At 69.6% G+C, this 22,689-nt stretch carries 17 protein-coding genes; 4 read left to right on the top strand and 13 right to left on the bottom strand.

Annotated elements, in window-relative coordinates; translation table 11 throughout:
• Positions 1-12: 12 nt before the first annotated feature.
• The 4 genes from C1707_RS16445 to C1707_RS16430 all read right to left on the bottom strand — a co-directional run bounded on the left by C1707_RS16445 (position 13) and on the right by C1707_RS16430 (position 7,810).
• Positions 13-2,202, bottom strand: coding sequence for a beta-glucosidase family protein (locus tag C1707_RS16445; protein WP_101713295.1), 2,190 nt, complete (start codon positions 2,200-2,202; stop codon positions 13-15).
• A gap of 16 nt (positions 2,203-2,218) precedes the next feature.
• Positions 2,219-4,195, bottom strand: a complete 1,977-nt coding sequence (locus tag C1707_RS16440) for a glycoside hydrolase family 3 protein (RefSeq protein ID WP_101713296.1) — start codon at positions 4,193-4,195, stop codon at positions 2,219-2,221.
• A gap of 82 nt (positions 4,196-4,277) precedes the next feature.
• Positions 4,278-6,467, bottom strand: coding sequence for a TonB-dependent receptor (locus tag C1707_RS16435; protein ID WP_101713297.1), 2,190 nt, complete (start codon positions 6,465-6,467; stop codon positions 4,278-4,280).
• 323 nt (positions 6,468-6,790) lie between these two features.
• Positions 6,791-7,810: a LacI family DNA-binding transcriptional regulator gene (locus C1707_RS16430; protein WP_101713298.1), complete on the bottom strand. Its 1,020-nt coding sequence runs from the start codon at positions 7,808-7,810 to the stop codon at positions 6,791-6,793.
• A 391-nt stretch (positions 7,811-8,201) separates the two neighbouring features.
• On the opposite strand from C1707_RS16430, the gene C1707_RS16425 reads away from it, so the two are divergent.
• Entirely contained in the window at positions 8,202-8,936 is a 735-nt protein-coding gene (locus tag C1707_RS16425) for a response regulator (RefSeq protein WP_101713299.1), read from the top strand.
• The gene (locus tag C1707_RS16420; RefSeq protein WP_123170766.1) at positions 8,933-10,981 is read left to right on the top strand and encodes a sensor histidine kinase; all 2,049 of its coding nucleotides are present in this window, start codon (positions 8,933-8,935) and stop codon (positions 10,979-10,981) included. The genes C1707_RS16425 and C1707_RS16420 overlap by 4 nt, the downstream gene beginning before the upstream one ends.
• Before the next feature lie 142 nt (positions 10,982-11,123).
• Here the strand turns inward: C1707_RS16420 and C1707_RS16415 are convergent, their stop codons facing one another.
• Both C1707_RS16415 and C1707_RS16410 read right to left on the bottom strand, forming a co-directional pair.
• On the bottom strand, positions 11,124-13,886 hold the full coding sequence (locus tag C1707_RS16415; RefSeq protein WP_101715922.1) for an exo-rhamnogalacturonan lyase family protein: 2,763 nt from the start codon (positions 13,884-13,886) through the stop codon (positions 11,124-11,126).
• A 114-nt stretch (positions 13,887-14,000) separates the two neighbouring features.
• The gene (locus tag C1707_RS16410; protein WP_101715923.1) at positions 14,001-15,146 is read right to left on the bottom strand and encodes a pyridoxal phosphate-dependent aminotransferase; all 1,146 of its coding nucleotides are present in this window, start codon (positions 15,144-15,146) and stop codon (positions 14,001-14,003) included.
• Between the two features lie 91 nt (positions 15,147-15,237).
• Here C1707_RS16410 and ybaK point away from each other — a divergent pair, with 91 nt between their 5' ends.
• Entirely contained in the window at positions 15,238-15,711 is a 474-nt protein-coding gene (gene ybaK, locus C1707_RS16405; protein ID WP_101715924.1) for a Cys-tRNA(Pro) deacylase, read from the top strand.
• Here ybaK and C1707_RS16400 read toward each other — a convergent pair.
• Together C1707_RS16400 and dusA are read right to left on the bottom strand one after the other, a co-directional pair.
• Positions 15,708-16,379 (bottom strand): hypothetical protein, encoded by a 672-nt coding sequence (locus C1707_RS16400; RefSeq protein WP_101715925.1) that lies wholly within the window; start codon positions 16,377-16,379, stop codon positions 15,708-15,710. The genes ybaK and C1707_RS16400 overlap by 4 nt on opposite strands.
• 67 nt (positions 16,380-16,446) lie before the next feature.
• Positions 16,447-17,478: a tRNA dihydrouridine(20/20a) synthase DusA gene (dusA, locus tag C1707_RS16395; RefSeq protein WP_101715926.1), complete on the bottom strand. Its 1,032-nt coding sequence runs from the start codon at positions 17,476-17,478 to the stop codon at positions 16,447-16,449.
• 327 nt (positions 17,479-17,805) lie between these two features.
• Here dusA and C1707_RS16390 point away from each other — a divergent pair, with 327 nt between their 5' ends.
• Positions 17,806-18,534, top strand: coding sequence for a DUF72 domain-containing protein (locus C1707_RS16390; protein WP_205686783.1), 729 nt, complete (start codon positions 17,806-17,808; stop codon positions 18,532-18,534).
• Between the two features lie 25 nt (positions 18,535-18,559).
• Here the strand turns inward: C1707_RS16390 and C1707_RS16385 are convergent, their stop codons facing one another.
• From C1707_RS16385 to C1707_RS16365, 5 genes are all read right to left on the bottom strand, one after another.
• Positions 18,560-18,976: a DUF6766 family protein gene (locus C1707_RS16385; RefSeq protein ID WP_101715927.1), complete on the bottom strand. Its 417-nt coding sequence runs from the start codon at positions 18,974-18,976 to the stop codon at positions 18,560-18,562.
• A 29-nt stretch (positions 18,977-19,005) separates the two neighbouring features.
• Positions 19,006-21,030, bottom strand: coding sequence for a glycoside hydrolase family 65 protein (locus tag C1707_RS16380; RefSeq protein WP_240633722.1), 2,025 nt, complete (start codon positions 21,028-21,030; stop codon positions 19,006-19,008).
• Positions 21,031-21,072: 42 nt separating this feature from the next.
• Positions 21,073-21,744 (bottom strand): DUF4142 domain-containing protein, encoded by a 672-nt coding sequence (locus tag C1707_RS16375; RefSeq protein ID WP_101715929.1) that lies wholly within the window; start codon positions 21,742-21,744, stop codon positions 21,073-21,075.
• 61 nt (positions 21,745-21,805) lie between these two features.
• Entirely contained in the window at positions 21,806-22,207 is a 402-nt protein-coding gene (locus C1707_RS16370; RefSeq protein ID WP_180896972.1) for a response regulator, read from the bottom strand.
• A gap of 59 nt (positions 22,208-22,266) precedes the next feature.
• The gene (locus C1707_RS16365; RefSeq protein ID WP_101715983.1) at positions 22,267-22,638 is read right to left on the bottom strand and encodes a response regulator; all 372 of its coding nucleotides are present in this window, start codon (positions 22,636-22,638) and stop codon (positions 22,267-22,269) included.
• Between the last annotated feature and the right edge of the window lie 51 nt (positions 22,639-22,689).

Genomic DNA, 22,689 nt, shown 5'->3' with positions numbered 1-22,689 from the left:
CATGCCCTTCCCTTACGGCTTCAGCGTCCGCGCCTTGACCTTGGCCCCGCCCTTGAGCGCGAGGTCGGTGGCCGAGGCGCCGACGGCCACCTGATAGTCGCCGCCCGTGACGACCCAGCGACGGCCCGTGGCGTCGAAGCTGGCCAGCAGGCGCGGATCGGCGGTCAGGGTCACCCGGCGGCTCTCGCCCGGCTTCAGCGACACCTTGCCGAAGCCGATCAGCCGCTGCAACGGCTTGCCGGCCGCCCCGGTCAGATAAACCTGCGGCGCGTCCTTGCCCTCGACCTTGCCGGTGTTGGCCACGTCGAAGCTGACGGTGACGCTCTGCCCGCCCTCGACCTTGAGGTTCGAATAGGCGAACGAGGTGTAGGACAGGCCGTAGCCGAACGGGAACAGCGGCTTGTCGCCCGTGGCGGCGAAGCGGCGGTAACCGACGTCCGAGCCTTCGGTGTAATTGACGTCGAACCTGGTCTTTTCCGGCACGCCGCGGCCCGGCAGGGCTTCACGCGGGTACTGCGACAGCGAGGCGGGGAAGGTCACCGGCAGGCGGCCCGACGGATTGACCGCGCCAAACAGCACGTCTGCGATCGCCTCGCCGCCCTTGGCGCCGCCGTACCAGGCCTCGACCACGGCGCCGGCCTGGTCCAGCCAGGGCATGGACACCGGGCCGCCGGTCTGCAACACGACGATGGCGTTGGGGTTGGCCGCGACAACGGCGGCGATCAGTTCGTCCTGGCCGTTGGGCAGGGAAAGGTCGAAGGCGTCCTCGCCCTCGCCCATCCACTGGTTGCCCATGACGACCACCACGTCGGCGGCCTTGGCGGCGGCGACGGCCGAGGCGACATAGCGACCGTCGTCGAAGGTGACCTTGGCGTCCGGCGCGGCCTTGCGGATCGCGGCCAGCGGCGAGGAGCCGTTGAAATACTGGCTGCGGAAGGCGCCCATCATGCCCTCGCCGCCCAGCGGCACGACGCGCTTGGCGCCGCCCGGCGGCACCACCTGCGAGGAGCCGCCGCCCGACAGCACGCCGGCGTCGGCATGGCCGCCGATCACGGCGATGGTCTTGGCGCTCTTGGCCAGCGGCAGCAGGCCTTCGCGGTTCTTCAACAGCACGATGCCTTCGGCGGCCGCCGCGTGGGCGACCTGAGCATTGCCGTCGTAGTCGATGGCGCCGCCCGGGGTCACGGGCTTGTCGAACAGGCCGGCGGCGAACATCGAGCGCAGGATGCGGCGCGTGGCGTCCGACAACCGTGCGGCGGGGATCTCGCCTTTCTCGACGGCGGCCTTCAGCGGCTCGCCGAACCAGATCTTGGCGTCCAGCTGCTCGCCCGACTGCTGGTCCAGGCCCTTGACGATGTAGTCGGTGGCGTGAACCGCGCCCCAGTCCGACATCACCCAGCCCTTGTAGCCCCAGTCGCCCTTGAGCACGTCGTTGAGCAGGTGCGGGGCGCCGCAGCTGTAGTCGCCGTTGACCAGGTTGTAGGCGCACATCACCGAGCCCGGTTGGCTCTTTTCGATGGCGATCTGGAAGGCCAGCAGGTCGCTTTCGCGGTGGGCGGCCTCGTCGATGATCGAGTTGGCGAAATGGCGGCTGGTCTCCTGGCCGTTCAACGAGAAGTGCTTGATCGTCGAGACGATGCCCTGTGCCTGGATGCCGTTGATCTGGGCGGCGACGAGGTTGCCGGCCAGCCAGGGGTCTTCGCCGAGATATTCGAAGTTGCGGCCGTTGCGCGGGTCGCGGGCCAGGTTCACGCCGCCGGCCAGCTGGACGTTGAAGCCCTTGGCGCGGGCTTCGCGGCCGACAACCGCGCCGCCGTCATAGGCCAGCTTGGTGTTGAAGGTCGCCGCCAGCGACAGGCCCGAGGCCAGCGCCGTGGCGCCGTCGCCCGGCCGCACGCCCAGCGGGTTGGTGACGCCGAGGCTGGCGTCGCTCTCTTCCAGCGCCGGCACGCCCAGGCGCGGGATGCCGGGTATATAGCCCGCCGAGCCGATGGCGCCGTCGGGCTTCTTGATGCCGAAGATCGGCATCGACATCGGGCCGTGGACCAGGCCGATGCGCTCGTCGAGGGTCATCTCCTTCTCGAGCAGGGCCGCGCGCTCGTCGGGCGAGAGCTTGGTGTTCATCCACGGCTGCTGGGCCTGGGCGGCGCCGGCGGCCAGCGTGAGGGCCGCGATGCTGGCGGCGGTCGTCATGCGGATCATGGTGTCGGTCCCCCTCTTAGTAGGCCAGGCCGTAGTGGATCGGGTACAGCGGCTTTTCGCTGTCGTGCGGCGCGTCTTCGGCTTGCTGTTCGACGGCGGCCATCGACGAGGGCAGTTCGAACGGCAGCTTGCCGCGCGCCTTGGCCCTGCCGGTCAACGCGTCGAGCAGCGCTTCGCCGCTGGCGCCGAAGTCGCCGATCAGAGCGCCGGCCTTGTCGCGGACGTTGGTCAGGATCGCCGGGCGGTCGAGATAGACGCTGACGATGGTCGGGACCTTGGCCGAGGCGGCCTTGATGGCCTCGTAGTCGGCCGCGCCGTCCTTGAACGACAGATCGCCCTCGTGCTGGCGCGCGCCGAAGGTGTAGTTCGGGTGCAGCGTCTCGAACGGCGTCTCGACGCGGATGATGGCCAAGTCCGCCTGGGCGAGATCGGTCACCGGAGTCAGGCCATAGGCCCTGGCGACGTCGGGCGAGACGCCCTTGAGCCAGACCTTGCGGCCGGCGGCCTTCAGCGGCAGCAGGCCGTCCTTGTTCTCCAGCAGCGTCAGGGCGGCGCTCTGGGCCGCCCGGCCCTCGGCGACGAACGCCTTGGCGCCGGCGATCGCGTCGGCCGCCTTGGGGTCCACATAGGGGTTCTCGAACAGGCCCTGCTCGAACTTCACCAGCAGGATGCGCTTCACGGACTCGTCGATGCGGCCTTCCGTGATCTTGCCGGCCTTCACCGCGGCCACCAGTTCGGCCGTGTCCTCGACGCCGCCGAACTGGTCGAGACCCGCGTTCACGCCCTTGGCGTAGCGGTCGACCTTGGCCAGGTCCTCGACGCCCCAGGCGGTGGAGAAGCCCTCGAAGCTGGGCGTGACGCCGGCCGGAAAGCCGTTGCGGCAGGTGTCGCCGCAGTCGTTGGTGATCGCCCAGTCGGACAGCACGATCCCCTTGAAGCCATGCTTGCCGCGCAGCAGTCCGGTCAGTAGCTGCCTGGAGAAGCCGGCCGCGACCGGCTCCAGCGGCTGGCCGTAGAGGGCCACGTCCTGGAGGATGGCGTAGGTCGGCATGACCCCGACGACGCCGGCCGCGAAGGCCTCGTCGAACGGCTTCACGTGCAGGTCGAATTGTCCTTTGGGGAAAACGGCATAGCGGCCATAGCTGTTGTGGCCGTCGAAGCCCTTGGCCGAGGCGCCGTAGCCCACCCAGTGCTTGACCACGGCCGAGACGCCGCCGGTCGCGAGGCCGCTGTCGCCGCCCTGGAAGCCCTGAATGTAGGCCTTGGTCATCTTGCCCACGAGGTCGGCGTCCTCGCCGAAGGTGCCGTTGGTCCGCGACCAGCGCGGCTCGGTCGACAGGTCCGCCATCGGCGACAGGGCCTGGTGGATGCCGACGGCGCGGTACTCCTGACGGGCGATGTCGCCGAAACGCCTGGTCAGGGCCGCGTCGCCGATGGCGGCCAGGCCCGGGGCCTCGGGCCATTGCGAAAAGCCGCCGGGCGCCACGCTGGCGCCGGCCGTGAACTGGAAGTGGTGGCGCGGGTCGGTGCTGATCGTCGCCGGCACGCCCAGGCGCCCCTTCTCGGCGATCGCCTGGATGGCGTTGTTCTGCTGCGCCAGGAAGCTCGGCGCGCCGGCCAGGCGGGTGATGAAGGTGGTGACGTGGCGGTCGACGACCAGCGGCGTCGCCTTGGCCAAGTCGTAGCCCGAGCCGATGCCGGCCACGCCCATCGGCCCGATGGCCGGCAGCGTGCCGTGCATCATCTGTCCGGCTTTCTCGTCCAGCGTCATGCGCGCGGTCAGGTCGGCGGCGCGGACGTCCGGCGACAGCCTCCAGTCCTCGTAGGGAGCCAGCTTTCCGTCGCGGTCGAGGTCGCGGAACTTCAGGCCGTCGACGGTGATCGTCCTGCCGTCGCGCACGCCCAGTTCGGGCTGTTTGGGCGCGGCCTGCGCCGCGCCGCCGAGGACCGCGGCCGAGGCGGCCAAGAGTAGAAGGCGTCGGGTGAGGTTCATCGGCTAAACTCTCGTATCTACTCGAAAAAGAAAGGCGCGCCCGACGGGCAGGGTCCGCCGGGCGCGAGGGGGAGTGAGGAGGTTAGAAGCTCACGCCGAGGCGCAGGCCGTAGGTGCGCGGCGGGGCGTAGAATTCGCCGGCGCCGTTGGTGGCCAGACCCGTGGTCGAGTTCGGCGACGAAGCGGTGCGCACGTCGTCGTCCTCGAGGTTGCGGACGTAGCCTTGCAGGGTCCAGCGATCGTCGGCGCTGGCGTAGGTCAGGCTGACGTCCGTCTTGGTGAAGGCGCCTTCCTTGTTCTGCGCGAAGCCGTGGTACTCGAGGTTCTTGTCGCTCTCGTAGTGGGTCTGGATGCGGCCCGTCAGCGTGCCGCCGACCTTGAGCTCCCAGATATGCTGGTAGCCGAGATTGAAGGTCCACTCGGGCGTGCGGGCCATGCGGCAGCCGGAGAAGTCGGTCGAGCGCGGAGCCGCCGCCGCGTAGTTGGCCGTGAAGCAGGCCGCCACCGAGGCGTTGGCGTCGTTGTTCGAGAACGAGTCCCCGCGCGGCAGCACGAAGTCGGTGTACTCGGCGTGCAGCCAGCCCAGGGTGGCGTCGATGCGGTCATGCTCGGTGAGCGCCAGGTTGGTCTCGAACTCCAGACCGTAGATCTTGGCCTTGTCGGCGTTGAGGGTCACCGTGGCGTCCTGGCCGCCGATGGTGCCCAGGGCGCTGACCTGGAAGTCGCGGTAGTCGTAGAGGAACGCGGTGGCGTTCACCTGCAGGCGGTTGTCGAGGAAGCGATTCTTCACGCCGGCTTCGTAGGAGGTGATCTTCTCCGGCGCGTAGACGTTGTCGGCGATGCCGTCGTAATAGCCGCCCGCCTTGTAGCCCGTGGCGACGTTGGCATAGAGCATCGAGGTCGAGGTCAAGTCGAAGTCGGCGCCGATCTTCCAGTTGGTGGCGTCCCACTTGGCGTCGGCGACGTTGGCCACGACGGTCGAGACGATCGCCCCGCTGCCGTTGGTCAGGTAGGTGCCGCCGATCCGGCCCTTCTTGTCCTCGGTGTAGCGCAGGCCGCCGGTGACCCGGAACCGGTCGGTGACCTCGTAGGTCGTCTGGCCGAAGACGGCGATGCTCTCGGCCGTGATCTCAGGCTGGATGAACGACAGGTACGAGTTGGTCGCCAGGAACACCCGGAAGTCGACGTTGTTGTCCTCGGTGAAGCGATAGAGGCCGACCACCCACTTCAGCTTGCCGGTGTCGCCGCCCAGGCGCAGTTCGTGCGACCAGGTGTAGTCCTTGCCCAGGAAGTAGTTCGGCGCGCCGGTGCTGGCGTTCTCGCCGCTGCGGTCGAGCTTGGAGAAGTTGTAGCCGACCAGATAGGTCAGGTTGGCGAAGCCCAGGTCCCAGCTGGCCTCGGCGCCCGTGCTGAAGAAGCGGTTGTTGCGATAGAGGTTGGTCGAGCAGTTGCAGGTCCACGGATCGCCGGTGACCCGGCTGGTGCCGTAGGTGCCGTCCCCGCCGCCGGCCCCGCCCTGGTGCAGGTAGTCGGCGTTCAGCAGCAGCGAGAAGGTGTCGGTCGGCTTCCACAGCACCCGCAGGCGGGCCGACTTGTCGTCCTGGTCGTAGCGGTCGTTGCCGCCCGTGCCCGGACCGCTGTTGACGGCGTTGACGTAGCCGTCGTGGCGGCTCTGCTGGAACGAGGCGCGCACGGCCAGGGTGTCGCCCACCGGCACGTTGATCATGCCCGAGGTGGTGATGGCGCTGTAGTTGCCGACGTCGAGCGAGCCCGAGCCCTGGTACTCGCCGAGCACCGGCTTCTTGGTGATGACGTTGATGGCGCCGGCGGTGGCGTTGCGGCCGTACAGCGTGCCCTGCGGACCGCGCAGCACCTCCACCCGGTCGACGTCGTAGAACAGCGCGCCCAGCGAGCTGGAGCGGGCCTGGTAGATGCCGTCGATGTGGTAGGCCACGGCCGGGTCGCCGACCTCGGTGGTGTTGGTGCTGCCGATGCCGCGCAGGAAGACCTGCGCCGTGCCCGCGCCGCTGGACGTGATCTGCAGCGACGGCACCTGGGCGGCCAGGTCGACCACCGTCTTCACCCCTTGGGATTCCAGCTTGTCGCCGGTGACCGCCGACACGGTCAGCGGGGTCTTCTGCAGGTTCTCGCTGCGGCGCTGGGCGGTGATGACCACCTCGTCCAGGGCCACCGGTGCGTCCTGGGCGAAGGCCGCGGGCGCGTTGAAGCACACGACCGCCAGGGCGGCCGAAGTAAAGAGCATGGTGCGCATGTCTGTCCCCTTTCCTGCGCGGACCGGAGAACGGCGTCGAGACGCCGGTTCCCGCCGGTATCCCGGCGTCGCTGACGACGTCCGGGCGATGTTTCCTCCACCCCTTGTCCCGGGGTTTGAGCACCGTTCCGTCTCGGAATGTCCCGATGACGACAACGTTGTTGTAGATTGACAACACGATACGACAACGTTGTCTATCCAGTTTTCGGAAGACACCGCTGTCTAGACTATCGAGCTTCAGACAGTCGAAAATAGGGGATCAAAAACCCCCTCACTAAAGACATTTAGGGAAAACACTACCTCAACCGGCCAGCGAGTGGCGCTCAGCGCGACGTCGAGGAGCCCCGCTCCACGAGGTGGTAGTCGAGCTGTCTCGCGGCCGTGCGGCTGCGGAAGCGGGGGTCGCCGAATCCTTCGATCAGCATTTCGGTCGCCGCCTCGGCCATCTCGGCGATAGGCTGGTGCACCGTGGTCAGCCCCGGCCAGGACGACTCCGCCAGCGGACCGTCGTCGAAGCCGACCACCGACAGGTCGCCGGGCACCGACAGCCCGCGCTTGGTGGCGGCCGACATCACGCCCATGGCCATGGCGTCGTTGGCCGCGAAGATCGCGGTGGGCGGCTCGGGAAGGTCCAGCAGCTGTTCGCCGGCCTCGAGCCCCGAGAAGGGCATGAAGTCGCCGCCGGCGATCCACTCGGGCTTCACGCGAGCGCCGCGCTCGGCCATGGCGGTCATGTAGCCTTCGCGCCGCCGGCGGGCCGAGCCGTGATCCGAAGGGCCGTCGACGAAGCCGATGCGGCGGTGCCCGAGGTCCCACAGCTTGGCGGTCATGTCGCGGGCGGCCTGCTGGTCGTCCATGAAGACGTAGGGCGAGCGGCCGAAGTCGCGGTCGGGCGCGATGCGGACGTAGGACAGTCCCTGGGCCTCGATGATCGCGAGGATCTCCGGGTCGTCGCAGACCGGCGGCGTCAGGACGAGGCCGTCGAAGCGTCCGGCCTTGAGGGCTTGAGCCAGGCCAGGCCCCCTCGCCTGCCCCGGGTCGTCGACCTGCTCGATGACCATGTGGTAGCCGGCCCGGCGGCAGGCCCGCATGGCCCCGACCTGGACCTCGCCGACATAGTGATAGGCGCCGACCCGCATGAAGACGACGCCGATCAGGTAGCTGCGGCGGCTGGACAGCGAACGGGCCGAGACGTTGGGGCGGTAGCCGAGCTTCTCGACAAGGTCCTCGACCCGGGCCCGGGTGGCGGGGCCGACGCCCTCCTCACGGTTGATGACGCGCGACACCGTCTTGATCGAGACGCCCGCCTGCTTGGCGATATCGACGATGGTGATGTCGCTCATGCGCTCCGCTCGGCCCTTCGCGCCCGGCAGTCCGCGCGACGTCCTGTGGTAGCGGCCCGGCGGAGTTCCCCGCAAGCCCGGCCTGTCGTATCGGCCGCCGCGCGCAACGATACAAGGCGGATACATAGCGACAAATTGCAGACGCGTTACACCGGCAAAGCTGGTCCATGGGCCAGGATCCGCAACGATTTCGTACTTTTCGGCGACCATCGCCGGCCGTTCGAATCGATGGGGCGTGTCCGCGCCGCAACCATGGAGCGGAACCCTGAGCCCGCCTCCCGCGCCAGTCGCGCCCCAGACGCCGCCGCGACGTCATGACGCGCGCCGCCGCCCCCTCGCCCAGCCCGCGACCGGGACGCGGACGTCCTCGCCATGTCATAACCGGGAGCCGATGACCCCCGACGCCTCGATCACCGAGACCGCGACCGTCCTGCTCGTGGAGGACGACGACGTCCTGCGCCGCGAGATGGCCGCCTATCTCGGCGCCCAGGGCTATGCGGTGCGCCAGGCCGGCGCCGTCGACGCCGCCCGCGAGATCCTCGACGCCCACGCCGTCGACGTGGTGGTGCTGGACGTCAACCTGCCCGGCGAGGACGGCCTGTCGCTGTGCCGTCAGCTGGCCCGCCCCGACGGCCCGGCGATCCTGATGCTGAGCGCCATGGGCGAGGCGGTCGACCGGATCCTGGGCCTGGAGCTCGGCGCCGACGACTACGTCGTCAAGCCGATCCCGCCGCGCGAATTGCTCGCCCGGGTCAAGGCGCTGATGCGCCGCCGGGCCGCCGCCGGGCCTCAGGGCCGCAATCCCAAGCGCAACACCTACGCCTTCGCCGGCTTCCGCATGGACCTTTCGGCCCGCCAGCTGACCGCGCCGAACGGCATGCTGCTTCTGCTGACGCGCGGCGAGCTGGCGATCCTGTCGCTGCTGCTCGACAACGCCCGCTCGGTGGTCTCGCGGGAGGACCTGCTGACCGTCATCCGCGGCGAGGCCGCCGAGACGGTCGGACGCGGCGTCGACCTGCACATCAGCCGCCTGCGCCGCAAGATCGAGGCCCAGACAGACCAGGAACTGATCAAGACCTATCGCGGCGTCGGCTACGTGCTGGACGCCAAGGTGGTGATCGAATGAAGCGCCTGATCGCCCAGTTGCGCCGCCCCGACGCGCCGATCGCCCTGCGCATCGTCTGCCTGCTGATCGGCAGCCTGGTGGTCGCCCAGCTGGCCACCCTGGCGCTGACCCTGCTGCTGCCGCCCAAGCCGCCCGAGCAGCACAGCCTGGCCGACATCGCCGCGGGCCTGAAGGGGGCGCCGATCGACACCGCCGCCAGCCGTCCGCTGGTGCGCACGGTCGAGAAAGAGCCGCCCAGCCTCAGCAGCCCCGGCTGGGTCGCCTCGGAGCGTTCCAGCGCCGACCTGGCCCGCCTGCTGAACGCCGACCCCGACGACGTGCGCCTGCTGTTCTACGCCCCGCCGCCGTTCGCCGGTGCGGGCGGCGGCGCGGCGCGTCAGCGGGCCGAGGCCCAGCCATCGCCCCTGACCTTCCTCTTCACCTCCTACGCCCAGGCCCAGCCGATGACCGGCCCCGGCGGGTTCCAGCGGCCGCCCATGGCGGGCATGCGCCCGTCCGTCGGCCCCGGCTCGGTCGGCTTTCCGATCACCGCCACGCCCAGCGTGCCGATGCAGGGCGGGACCTGGCGCCCGGGACGAGGCCCGCCGGGCGCGACGCGCGCCGACTATCGCCCGGGCGGCGCGGTCGGCGACGCCCGCCCGTCGCGGCCCGGCCAGGCGTTCCAGGGCGGCCCCGGGCAGACCGTTCGTCCGGACGCTGCCGGCGGCATGGCCGGTCCGCCGCGCCTGATCCCGCGCCTGCAGCCCCGGCTGTCGTCCGACCCGCTGTTCACCGCCCCGTTCCGCACCTCGACCTTCGTGGCCGTCTCCGAACCGTCGAAGCCCGTTGTCGCCCCCGCGCCGCCGCCGCCCGAGCCGATGGCGACCCACACCGTGGCCACCCCGCCGCCGCTGACGCCGCGCGCCCGGCCGGTGGTCGAGGCCGTGGCCACCGCGCCGCGCCTGGCCGCGCCGGCCGCGCCCCCCAAGCCGGTCGTCGCCGAGGCCAAGCCGCAGCCCCAGGGCCGCGCCCTGCCCGCCCCCGTCGCCCGCGGCCTCTTCGGCCTGGCGCCCGCGCCCTATATCGAGGGCGACTTCGTGGCCGCCCTGCGCGTCGCCGACGGCCGCTGGGTGACCCTGCAGCCCAAGCCCGAGGGCTTTCCCAACAGCTGGCAGCGCCGGGTGCTGCTGTGGTTCCTGGTCTCGTTCGCCGTCGTCGGACCGGTGGGCTACCTATTCGCCCGCCGCCTGGTCGCGCCGTTGGCCGGCTTCGCCGACGCCGCCGAGGCCCTGGGCCGCGACCCGTCCTCGCCGGTGCTGGCCGCCCACGGCCCGGCCGAGATCGGCCGCGCCGCCCGCGCCTTCAACCAGATGCAGGCTCGCCTGACCCGGTTCATCAACGACCGCACGGCAATGATCGGGGCCATCTCGCACGACCTGCGCACGCCCCTGACCCGCATGCGCTTCCGGCTCGAGCGCGCCTCTCCCGCCCTGCGGCGCGAGATCGGCCAGGACATCGACCAGATGGAGGCGATGATCAATTCGGTCCTGGCCTTTATGCGCGAGAGCGCCGAGGCCGGGGCCCGCCAGCACGTCGACCTGCGCTCGCTGATCGAGTGCGTGGTCGACGACGCCGAGATCACCGGCGGCGACGTGGTGCTGGAGCCCGGAACCGCCCCGCAGGTCGAGATCGACGTGCTGGGCCTGCAGCGGGTGTTCACCAACCTGGTGGACAACGCCGTCAAGTACGGCGACAGCGCCCGGGTGCGGCTCTATGTTGACGGCGACGAGGCCGTGACCGAGATCCGCGACCGGGGCCCCGGCATGAGCGAGGACGAACTGGGCCGCGTCTTCACCCCCTTCTACCGCAGCGTGGCGGCCCGCACCTCGACCAAGCAAGGCGTCGGCCTGGGCCTGGCGACCTCGCGCACCACCGTCCGCGCCCACGGCGGCGAGATCAGGCTGTCCAACACCGGCGAAGGCCTGATGGCCCAGGTCCGCCTGCCCCTGGCCGCCCAGCGCGGCGGCTCGCAGGAGCCGCCGGCGATGCTGGAGGCGGCGGAGTAGGTTGTAGCCGCCTTCGGCGGACCCCCTCAGTCGCTCCGCGACAGCTCCCCCAGAGGGGGAGGATCTTCAGGATCCGCCTTCCTCGGCCGGCGCCCCCTTCCCCCATCAAAGGGGGAAGGGCTTCGAAGCTGACGCCTGCGCTCTAAAACGTGTCCTTGCCGAGGTCCTGGCCGCGCTTGCCGGGCGCAGGCAGGTTGGCGCGGGCTTCTTCCAGGACGTCGCCGATCAGGGCGAGGTTCTGGATGGTGGCCAGGCCCCATTGCGAGCTGGCGTTGGTGGAGATGCGCGGGATCTCCTCCATCGGCTCGATGACCGCCGGACCGTCGACGCGGCGCTTGGTGGCGATCGCGCCAACGCCCAGACCCGCGTCGCCGCTGAAGTATTCGCGCCAGGCCCGCTGGGCCAGGGCTGGATCCTTGCGATGGAAGGCGGCGTAGGCGGTCAGGCGCGAATGGCCTTCCTTGAGGTTGCGGCCCTTGGCCGGCGCGCCGGTCTTGGCCCGGAACTCGGCGTCCGAAGCGTTGTAGAACTGGCAGTAGTCGAGCCAGGCGTCGCGATAGCGCGGATTGTCGATCAGCTGGAACAGCTCGGAATGCACCTCGACCGCGCCGAACACGGCGTTGAGGTGCGAGACGCTGACGGTCTCGCCCTTGCCCAGGAAGCGGCCGGTCTTGAGGTCGAAGTCCGTGCCCCCGGCGAACCACTGCTGCTTCATGGCCGCGATGGTGTCCATGCCGGCCACGATGCGGTCACGCCAGTGCTTGTCGCCCGTGCGCTCCCACTCGGTGAGCCAGGCCGCGGCGAAGGCGCTCCAGCTGGTGCCGAAGCCCATGTCGACCACGCCCGGCGGGCGCGAGGGCTGGGCGCCGGGGAGTTTGCGGCCGATGTCGACGCGGGTCAGGCTCTCGTCGGAGTCGACCAGGGCGTGCATCAGGTCGCCCACCCGCTCGTCGGCGGTCAGGTAGTAGTAGTAGCGGCGGTAGGCGGCGTTGGAGACGCGCGGCTGCTTGGAGCTGTCGGCCCAATGCTGCACGCCGTGCCGGGTGCCCAGGCCCCGATAGGGGCCGATATGACAGACGTCGACCTCGCCGGTGTGACGGGTCATGGCCTCGGCCAGGCGGAAGACGTCGGCCCGGCCCGAGCGCACGAACGACAGCCACAGCCACAGGTCCGGCGACAGCTCGGAATTGGCCCAGGCGAAGCCGCCGATGTCGTAGCGCCAGACGTGACGGTCGCTGTCATAGGTGTGCATGACGTCGCCGTGGTTCCAGAAGCCGTACCAGCGGTGCTGTTCGACATCGAGCATGTAGAACGACAGCAGGCCGTCGTTCTGGTCTTCCAGCGCCCGGCGGGTGGGGGTGGAGCGGTCGACCAGGCTCCAGTCGCCGAACACCTGCGCCGCCTTCAGGCGGGCGGGCGCAGCCACCAGGCGCGGGGTCTCGCGCAGGCGACCGGCCATGGCCGCGAAGTCGGCGCGTGACGGCGTCGTCGGCAGCGCCCAGAGGGTGATCTCGTTGGTGCGGGCGATGCCCAGCGGGCGGCCCCAGTTCTTTTCGTAGTCCTCGTAGGTGATCTCCAGGCCTTCGCGCTCGGCCGGGTGATCGTTCATGCCCATGCCGTCATGATAGAACCGCAGGTCCATGGCGGGCGCGTCGGGCGACCACAGCCACACCGTGAACTCGGCCGCCTCGGTGTGGGCGCCTCGGATGTCCAGGCGCGTGGGGCAACGCTTCCAGAAGTCGGTCATGGCGAAGGCCACGCCGCCGCTGGCCCCGCCGATATAGCCAAGACCCGCGGCCCGGCCGCTGGTGATGGCGTCGATCCAGCCGTGGCCCGGCTTGGTGCGCTTCCTGATCGAGAAGCCGTCGGAGTTGGGCTGGCTCAGCGTGAAGTCGCCCCAGGCCGGGATCAGGTCCAGGCGCTTGGAGACGGTCGGGGCCATGCCCTCGATGGCCGGTGTCTTCTGGCCGGCGACCTGGGCGTCACGCCAGGCCTTGCCGGGATCGCGGCGCAGGCCGGTGAGCGGACGGATCCCCTCGCCCCAGACGCCGTCGCCCTCGCCGGCGAAGCGGACGTGTCGGTCGTAGAGCGGGTCGGTCATCGGGGCCTGGCCGACGAGGCCCAGGCCGCGGATGAAGTCGCGGTTCTCGTCGCCGTCGAAGACGAAGCTGTGCATGATCCGCAGCGAGCGGCCGCCGGCATAGACGTAGAGGCGCAGGGTGAAGGGCAGCCATTCGCGGCCCGCGCCCCGGTGCTTGCCTTCCAGCTTCACGACCGCGCGCACGGGTCCCTTCTGCTCGACGACCAGGCTATCGATCTGCCCCTCGAAGCGGGTTTCGGCGACCGGACCGCTGTCGAAGTCGGGCTTGTCCTGGGTCAGGGCCACGAGGCGGACGTTGCGGACGGTCTCGCGGCCGGCCACGCTGGCGCGGGCGATGATGTCGGCGCCCTTGCGCGGGATGATCCAGGACTGCTCGCCGCTGATGATCTCGACGGCGTCGGCGCTCTCGCGCACCGACACGGCGGCGGCGGGCGCGGCGGGCTTGCCGGCGACAATCTTGAGGGTTTCGGCGCGGCCGGCGTCGGCCGGGATCGCGTGGCCCGTCCACTTCAGCGAGCCGTCGGGCCAGTAGGCCAGCGGCCAGGTCTGCACCGGCACGGCCTCGCCGCCGGCGCCGGTGATCGCGAAGGTCGCCTTGGCCTTCTGGACGCCGCGCGGCCAGGGCAGGCCGAAGGTCTGGCCCTCGTGGGCGGCCGGCGGGGCGCCGTCCAGCCAGCGCACGCCCTCGGCGTCGACATTGGCGGGCGCCTTGGGCGCGGCCTGGGCCGCCTGGGCAGCCATCGGAGCGACCGCGCCGGCCAGGGCGGCGGTACGCAGGAAATCGCGGCGGTTGAAAGGATCCATGGCGGTGCGCCCTCCCGTACCGGGGCGGTCGAGACGCCGCGCGAGCAGCCGTCGCCACCCTTTCAACACCGGAACGGGCGCAGCTTTATTCTCACATAATGGATAGTCAACGCATTATCTGGAATTTTGCGCCTGGGCTGCAAACCACGGTTGAATGCGCCGGAGCGCTTCGCGCACCTCTTGCGTCGAGACCGCGAAACTGAAGCGGATGAAGCGGCGGCCCTCGACCGGGTCAAAGTCGAGGCCCGGCGCGGTGGCCACGCCGGTGTCGCGCAGCAGCCGCTCGCAGAAGGCCAGGCTGTCGTTCGTCAGGTGGCCGATGTCGGCCCAGATGTAGAAGGCGCCGTCGGGCGGGGCGATGGCGGTCAGGCCCAGCGACGGCAGGGCGTCGAGCAGCAGCTGGCGGTTGGCGCGGTAGACGGCGACATGGCCCTCGAGCTCGTCGCGCGCGTCCATGGCGGCCAGGCCCGCGTGCTGGCTGAGCGACGGGGCGGTCAGGAACAGGTTGCCGACGAAGGCCCGGGCGCGGGCCGTGAGATCGGCGGGCGCGACCAGCCAGCCCAGGCGCCAGCCGACCATGCTGAAGTACTTGGAGAAGCTGTTGACGATCAGCGCCGTCGGCTCGAACTCCAGCATCGAGTGCGTGGGGCCGACATAGGACAGGCCGTGATAGATCTCGTCGGAGACGATGCGGATGTTCCGCTCGCGGCAGACGCGGGCGATGGCCGCCAGCTCCTCCGGCGGAATGATGGTGCCGGTGGGATTGGCTGGGCTGGCGATGATCACGCCGGCCGGGGCAGGATCCAGCGCGGCCAGGGCCTGGGCGGTCAGCTGGTAGCGGCTCTCAGACCCGCAGGCGATCTCCACCGGCGTCAGGTGCAGGGCCTTGAGGCTGTTGCGGTAGGCGACGTAGCCGGGCCGGGCCAGGGCGACGCGGTCGCCGGGCGTGAAGGCGCTCGACAGGGCCAGCACCAGGGCCGGCGAGGCGCCGCAGGTCAGGATCACCTGCTCGGCCTCGACGGCGACGCCGTAGGTCTCGTGGTAGTGGCGGGCGATGCGGGCCTTCAGCGCCGGGCTCTCCCAGTAGCCCATGCCGTCGGCGTCGAGCACCTGGTGGGCGCGGGCGATGGCGGGCGCGGGCGCGCCGGTCGAGGGCTGGCCGAACTCCATGTGGATGACCTGCGCCCCCTCCCCGTTCAGCTGGTGCGCCAGGCGGCTGATGCCGATGGCGTGGAAGGGTTCGATCTCGGCGCGGGTCATCTTGTGGCGGTCCGTCGGAAAACTCGGCCCGACTGCTAGACCTGTTCTGGGCTTTGCGCCATCAACCGGCGCGCAGTCGAAGGAAGCCTCCATGTCCAAGAGCACGCCCGCCACCCTGGCGCTCACCAAGGCCGGCGCGGCCTTCGAGGTGGCGACCTACGACTACGACCCGAACGCCGAGCGCGTGGGCCTGCAGGCGGCGCAGGCCCTGGGCGTGGATCCCGGCCAGGTGCTCAAGACCCTGATGGCCCAGGTCGACGGCAAGCCGGTCTGCGTGATCGTGCCGTCCGACCGCGAGGTCAGCATGAAGAAGCTGGCGGCCGCCTTCGGCGGCAAGGCGGCGGCCATGATGAAGCCGGCCGACGCCGAGCGCCTGACCGGCTTCAAGGTGGGCGGCGTCAGCCCCTTCGGCCAGCGCAGGAAGGTGCCCACCGCCATCGAGGACGAGGCCTTCGCGCTCGACCGCGTCTACATCAACGGCGGCCAGCGGGGCCTGCAGGTGCTGCTGGCCCCGGCCGACGCGCAGGCGGCGGCGGGCGCGATCCGGGCCGCGCTGGTGGCCTAGAACCGGTAGGTCACGCCGACCTGCGCCACCGGGAAGTACTTGAAGTCCTTGGCGTCGTCGCGGACCTCGGCCTCTTCCTCGCGCAGGCGCTGCTGGAAGGTCGGGTCGTTGGACAGGGTGCCGCCCGAGGCGGTCAGGTCGACCTTGGGGCTGTCGCTGAACGACACGCCGGCCATGGCCCGGAAGCCCCAGGCGCCGTCGCGGGTGAAGGTGTTGTCCCAGCCCAGGCCGACGAACGGCTGGGCGTCCGACAGCTCGACGTCGCCGGTGATGGTGCCGATCTGGGCGGGCGTGAAGGTGACGCCGCCGATCTCGGTGTCACGGGTGGGCGTGCCGGCCAGGTTCAGCTTGCGCTTGCCGAAATAGCTGCCGCCGGAGACGAAGAAGCCGCCCTGCATCGGGTGCCAGTCGAGGAACACCCCGGCGGTCTTGGACTTGACCTTGCCGGTGTAGGCGACGTCGCCGTAGGTCTCGTCGTGGTCGAAGTCGAGCCAGTCGCCGCCGCCGCGGACAACCAGGCTGTCGTTCAGGCGAAACTGCGCTTCCACGCCCAGGCCCGGCGTGCCGACATTGGCGCCGACCGCGAAATTGCCGCCGTCCTGGGCGTGGGCGCCGGCGGCCGCGAGCAGGGCCGCGCCCGCCGTCGCCGCGAAAATCCGCATCTTCATTTTCGGAAATCCCTTGAAGTCTTGTTCGGGCGGCAAACCCGCAAGACGCCGCAAGAGTTCCTAAGGCTCAGCCTGAGGCGGTCTCGACTGTGCTCTGGACGCCACGGGTCTCGCGCTCGTCGACGGCGCGGCGGACGGCTTCCAGGGCCTTGTCGACGACCTCGATCCCTGCCCCCTCGCCCACGCCCTCGACCGTGAGGATGCGGCGCCAGGCGCGGGCGCCCGGCAGGCCGTGGAACAGGCCCAGCATGTGGCGGGTGATCCCCGCCAGGCGCCAGCCCTCGGCCAGGCTGCGCTCGATATAGGGCCGGTAGCGCTCGACGACCTCGAACGGCGTGATGTCGGCAACCTCGAGACCGAACACCCGCCGGTCGACCGCGCCCAGCAGGCCCGCCTCGTGATAGGCCGCCCGTCCCAGCATCACGCCGTCGACGTGCCGAAGATGCTCGATCACCGCGTCGACGCCCGGCACGCCGCCGTTGATCGAGATGGTCAGCTCCGGGCGCTCGCGCTTGAGCCGGTAGACCAAGGGATAGTCGAGCGGCGGGACGTCGCGGTTCTCCTTGGGCGACAGGCCCTGCAGCCAGGCCTTGCGGGCGTGGACGACGAAGGTCGAGACGCCGGCCGAAACGCACTTGTCGACCAGCGTGAACAGGGCCTCTTCAGGGTCCTGGTCGTCGACGCCGATGCGGCACTTGACCGTCACCGGAACCTTCACGGCGGCGGCCATGGCCGCCATGCACTCGGCCACCAGGTCGGGCTCGCGCATCAGGCAGGCGCCGAAGCGTCCGCTCTGCACGCGGTCCGACGGGCAGCCGACGTTCAGATTGATCTCGTCGTAGCCGTAGTCCTCGCCGATGCGCGCGGCGGCGGCCAGGTCGGCCGGCTCCGAACCGCCCAGTTGCAGCGCCACCGGATGCTGCTCCTGGCCATAGCCCAGCAGCCGCTCGCGATCGCCGTGCAGCACCGCGCCGGTGGTCACCATCTCCGAATAGAGCAGCGCCCGCGACGACAGCACGCGATGCAGCGACCGGCAATGGCGGTCACTCCAATCCATCATCGGCGCAACGGAGAATCTATGAGGCTGGAATTGCTGCATTTCTATTGGGCTTGGGGCTTTCGATCAGGCGCCGCCGATCGATGCGAGGCGACGCAGGTGACAGGGCCAGCGTCGAAGGTCGCGCAAGCCATACGAGATTTCGCCCAGCTGATCGACCTTCATGTTGCATGACGTCAAGCCGTCGGCGGAGCCTCGGACCGCGGATCGATACCGCCGCGACATGCGACAGGAGCAAATGCAGGTCCGCAGGCAAATGATGAAATGCGCGCTCTCTTCGACGCGGCATGCGTTCTGAGGTCAGGGCGCCAACAGTTCGGGAAGCGCCCAATGCATCAAGCCCGGTGCTGGGCTGATCAGGAGAACGCGATGGAAGCGATCGCCCGCATCGGCTGCTCGGGCTGGGCCTACGACGACTGGCGTGGGCCGTTCTATCCCGAGACCGTCAGGCAGAAGGATCGGCTCGCCTACTACGCCTCGGTCTTCGACACGACCGAGATCAACGCAAGCTTCTACCGCCTGCCGTCGGAAAAGGCCGTGAATGGCTGGGCCGATCAGGTTCCCGACGGCTTCCTGTTCGCCTGGAAGGTGTCGCGCTACATCACGCACAACAAGAAGCTCAAGGACTGCCGGGATAGCATCGACCTGGTCTTCGGCCGAATGGCGCCGCTGGGCGAGAAGCGCGGGCCCGCGCTCGTGCAGCTACCGTCGATGCTCCGCCGCGACGACGAGCGCCTGAAGCGTTTTCTGTCGTGGATCCCACGGGGCGAGAAGGTCACCGTCGAGTTCCGCCACGACAGCTGGTACGACGCAGCCGTTCTCGACATTCTGCGCGACAACAACGCGGCGTTCTGCGTTTCCGACCACCACGACGCGCCGTCGCCTTGGGATGTCACCGCCGACTTCGCCTATGTGCGCGGCCACGGCCCGGGCGGGCGATACCATGGCCGCTACGCACCTGAGGGCCTCGAAGACTGGGCCAAGTGGATCGAGGCGCGACAAAAGGACGGGGTCGACGTGTTCAGCTACTTCGACAACGACATCAAGAGCGCCGCGCCGCAGGACGCCCGGCTGCTCATCCAGAAGATCTCCGTTTGACCAAGGCCCGCCCCTTGGCCGCACCTCACTCGCGGCCTGCGACCACCCTTTCCGCCCCATGGCCATGGGGTTTGGGGTGGCCATGGGTACGAAGAAAGCGACGGTCGATGTCGGCCAGGATCGCTTCGGCCTTCTCGCCGGCCTGGAGACGGATCAGGGCGTCAAGCTTGGCTTCGGTGCGGTCGTCGTTCTCCTTGGAAGCGGGCGAACCGACATAGAGGAAGTAGGCCAGGCCCACGACCTGCCAGATCAGTTGCAGGAACTCCGACTGCCAGTTCTCGAAGGTGTCGCGTCCCATCTCCACCAGGTAGGCGGACACCGCCACGGGCTGGTGGAGGCCCTGCTGCTCGTCCACGAAGGCGTACCAGCCGAAGGCCCAGTGGCCGGCGATCGAGATCAGGAAGAAGGCGGCGGTCAGCCAGCCGTAGGCGTAGCGCTTCATCGTAAGAGCTCCCGAGCAAAGGTGCAGGTTCAGGCGTCGTCGAGGATCGCCGGCTCGCCGTGCCGGGCGCGCAGACGCATCGCCCTACCCCCGATCCACAGGCGGTCAACCTCGATCGCCTGCCAGCCGGCAGGCAGGAACGCAGGTCGGCTGGACCAGCTCTTCGGCTCGCCTCGCCCGATCCGCAGGCCCGTGAACCCGAACAGCAAGCTGGAGAGGAAGCCGGCGATGTTGGCGAAGAACGGACCAGCAGGGGCGCCGTCCGGCATCCTGTCGAGGCGGTACTCCAGGGTCTGCTGGAAACGGCCGACGACATAGCGGCCATAACCCTCGTCCAGCAGCCTCAGGGCCAGCCGCCGGTCGCCCGCCATAGCCGCCCAGGCGCCATAGAGCGCCGACAGCATCGGTGAGCCGACATAGTCCTCCCATCGGCCAAGATAGAAGGCCAGGGTTTTGCGCTCGGTGTCCGGATCGACCCGATAGCCATAGGGATAGAGGCCCAGCAGCGGCGAGGGCGTGGCCCCCTTCTCCTCTGTGACCACAAAGCCATCGTGGGCGGCGATCGCGCCGTCCGAGCGCATGGGGGGCGCCAGACCCTCGGCGACACGGCCCCAGATCTCCGGCGGGCGCAGGCCGCGGGCCGCAGCGGCGGCCTGGGCCTGGCCGAGCACCACCTTGGCGGCCATGATCGTCAGGGCGTCATTGTCGACCGCTTCGGCCCGCTCGGCCGGGCCGCCGTGGTGCAGGAAGGCGTAGCCCTCGTCGCGCAAGGTCACGCGGCTGACAATCCAGTCGGCGACGCCCGCGAGCACAGGCCAGGCATCCTCATCGGCGAAACGGGCGTCTGCGGTCGCAGCGGCGTATTGTGCGAAGGCGCGCGCGACATGGAGCGTGACGTGATCTTCGCGCCAGGCGCCCGTGCCGCCACCGGGCGCGGCTTCCTCGTAGGTGAGCGGCGCGGCCTCCCACGGGAACTGCAGGCCCTCGCGCCCCATCAGCTTGGCGTTGTTGCGGGCGGCCACCAGGCCCCGGCTGCGAAAGTCGAGCAGCGCGCGGGCCGCCTGGGGCTGCAGCAGCGAGAGGGGCTCGATCGCGAAGGCGTCGATGTCCCACATCACGTGGCCATAGTAGTAGTGATAGTCGTGCCAGCTGGCCAAGCCGAAGATCGACGTCGAGCACGGCGAGGCGCCATGCACCGAGGCGTTCAGATAGTAGAAGGCCGCGTCGGCCAGAGCCTGCCAGCGGGGCTCGGCGCCGACGAGCCGGATGCGTCCGAGCCACAAATCTTTCCAGCACGCGCGGTTGTCCTGGCGCAGGCGATCAAAGCCCGTCTCAAGCGCACGGGCCAGCAGCCGGACGGCCTCATAGTCGGGCTGTTGATGCAACACGCCGGGCACGAGGCTGACGATCTGCAGCAGCCGGACGGGTTTTTCGCCGACCAACGGCATGGCGTGGCTGACCACCGCCGGGGCCAGCGGATGCGACAAGGCCAGGCTCCTTTCGCTTCCTTCCGGCGCGAAGGACGCGAAGGCGACGCCGCAACGGCCAGAACCGCCGCCGCCTTCCCAGCACAACGCGCCATCGCCAACGGTCTTGGCCTCGCCCGGCGTGTCCAGGCGCAGGTCGGCCAGGCGACCACGCAGACCTCTCACGTCGACGAAGCTGCGCCACTCCAGGCGGCAGGGTCCATCAGCTTCGACGACCAATTCCTGGACCACGATCGTCGGCTGGGATCGGCTGCAGAAGGCGCTGACCCGCAAGGAGAGCACCCTGTCGCCAAGACGGAGGAGCGCGCGGGTGACGAGCTCGCCGGTCGCGAAGTCGTGGGCTTGGTCGATCGGCTCGACGGCGTGGGGCGCATCGCTGGCCCAGACGCCGTCGACGGCCAGGTCGAGGCCGAACGGAAACGGCGCCTGGGCGATGGCTTCTATCCCGCGCTCGGGATGGACGCCGGTGAAGCCCGAGACCAGCGCCATGCCGCTGTGCACGACGGTCTCGCGAAGACGCAGGCCAATCAGACCATTGGAGAGATAGGCTGGAAGGTCGTTTCCCAACGGCCCTTTCGCGGACGGCGGGCTGGCGGGCGCGGGCATGGCCTAGTGGCGCATGTCGTCCGCCGCCTTGCCGACCGCATTGGGCTTGGCCGCCTCGCCGGAGCCGGCCTCGTCGTCGGCGTTGGTGGAGCGGTCGAGCTTCGTGACCATCTGGGCGTGCTTCTCCAGCTTGGGCGCGGTCTCGGCGGCGAAAGCCTTCAGATCGGCGTTGTCGCCGGTCTTGGCGTAGCCGTTGAACGCCAGCAGGGCCTCGTGGTGGGCCATGGTCTGCTGGTCGAGATAGCGGTCATCGAAATCCTTGGCCGAAGCGCCGTGCAGGTTGTCGAGCATGCCCTTGCGGCGCTCGTCCAGGGCCGTGGGCAGCGGCCCAGGCGCCTTGCCGGCGGCGACCAGGGCCTTGAGCTTGGCGTCGGCGGCTTCGTGGTCCGCGATGATCATCCTCGCCGAGGCCTTCACATCCGGGCTGGCCGCCTTGTCCAGCGCCAGCTTGGAAGACGCGATCTCGTACATGCCGCCGATCGCGGCGTCGCGGACGAAGGCGTCCGCATTCAGGGCTCCGGTCGCGCCGGTGGCGACACCGGTCGCCGCCCCGGCGACGTCCTGGGCGATGTTGGCCGGTTCGTTCTTCTGTCCCTCGGCGCGTTGCTCGTCCGGAGCCTTGTTGCAGGCCGCCAGCAGGCAGGTTGTCGCCAGGATCAAAGCCGTCACGCGCATCGAAGTCCCTCCTCGGTTCAGGAGAGCCAACGCCCCCAGTACGCGGAGGCTCGATGCTGCGTCATTTGATTGGCGGAGTGGCGCTCAACAGACTAGCGACCCCTTCCAGGATGGCGGCCCTGTCGGTCGGCTTCTGGATGACCGCCACGTCCGCCAGGCGCGGCGGGATCATGACCCGCTCGTAGCCCGTGAGGAAAACGAACGGCACGCCGGCGCTCTTCAGACCGTCGGCGAGATCGAACAAGGGCCCCTCGCCCAGATTTATGTCCACGACGGCGGCATCCAGACCGCCGCCGGCCAAGGCGTCCAGCGCCAAGCTGGAACGCGGCAAGGGGCCGATCACCTGGGCCCCGGCCTCACGCAAAATCCGGCCTGTATCGCTGGCCAGATAGAAGTCGTCCTCGACGACAAGAATACGTTTGCCGCAGAGGTCTGGCGTGTGAGGGATCGTCTTTTCGGGCATCAAGCCCTCCATGACGGGCGGCGTTCGAGGTCAAACGTTCGCCGAAGCGTTCGTTTCCGTCACCGCGAAAGGTGCAGATCCGCCAGCAGCCGCATCACCGCCGCGGCGGTGACCGGCTTCTCCATACGAGGAACATCCGACAGCCGGTCCGGAATGATTTCCGGATCGTAGCCGGTAGCGAACAGGAACGGCGCCCCCAGCGCGCGCAGCCTGTCCGCAACGGGAAAGACGCGTTCCCCCACCAGATCGATGTCGAGAATGGCCAGGTCCACCACCTGGCCGCTTTCGATCAGTCGCTGGGCGTCCTCGACGCGGCCGAAGGGACCAAGAACCCTTGCGCCGGCCTCCGTCAGCGCAGCAGCCAGATCGTCGGCGAGATAAAACTCGTCCTCGACGATCAAGACCGCCGCTCCCGTCAGAGAATCCGCCATGCTCAGCCCCACACAGATCGAGGCGAAGGCATAGGAGAGGCGCAAAGAGCG

Source organism: Caulobacter flavus, assembly GCF_003722335.1.
GTDB classification, from domain to species: Bacteria; Pseudomonadota; Alphaproteobacteria; order Caulobacterales; family Caulobacteraceae; genus Caulobacter; species Caulobacter flavus.
The sequence above is the reverse complement of the archived record's forward strand: the minus strand, read 5'-3'. Positions and strand labels throughout refer to the sequence as shown.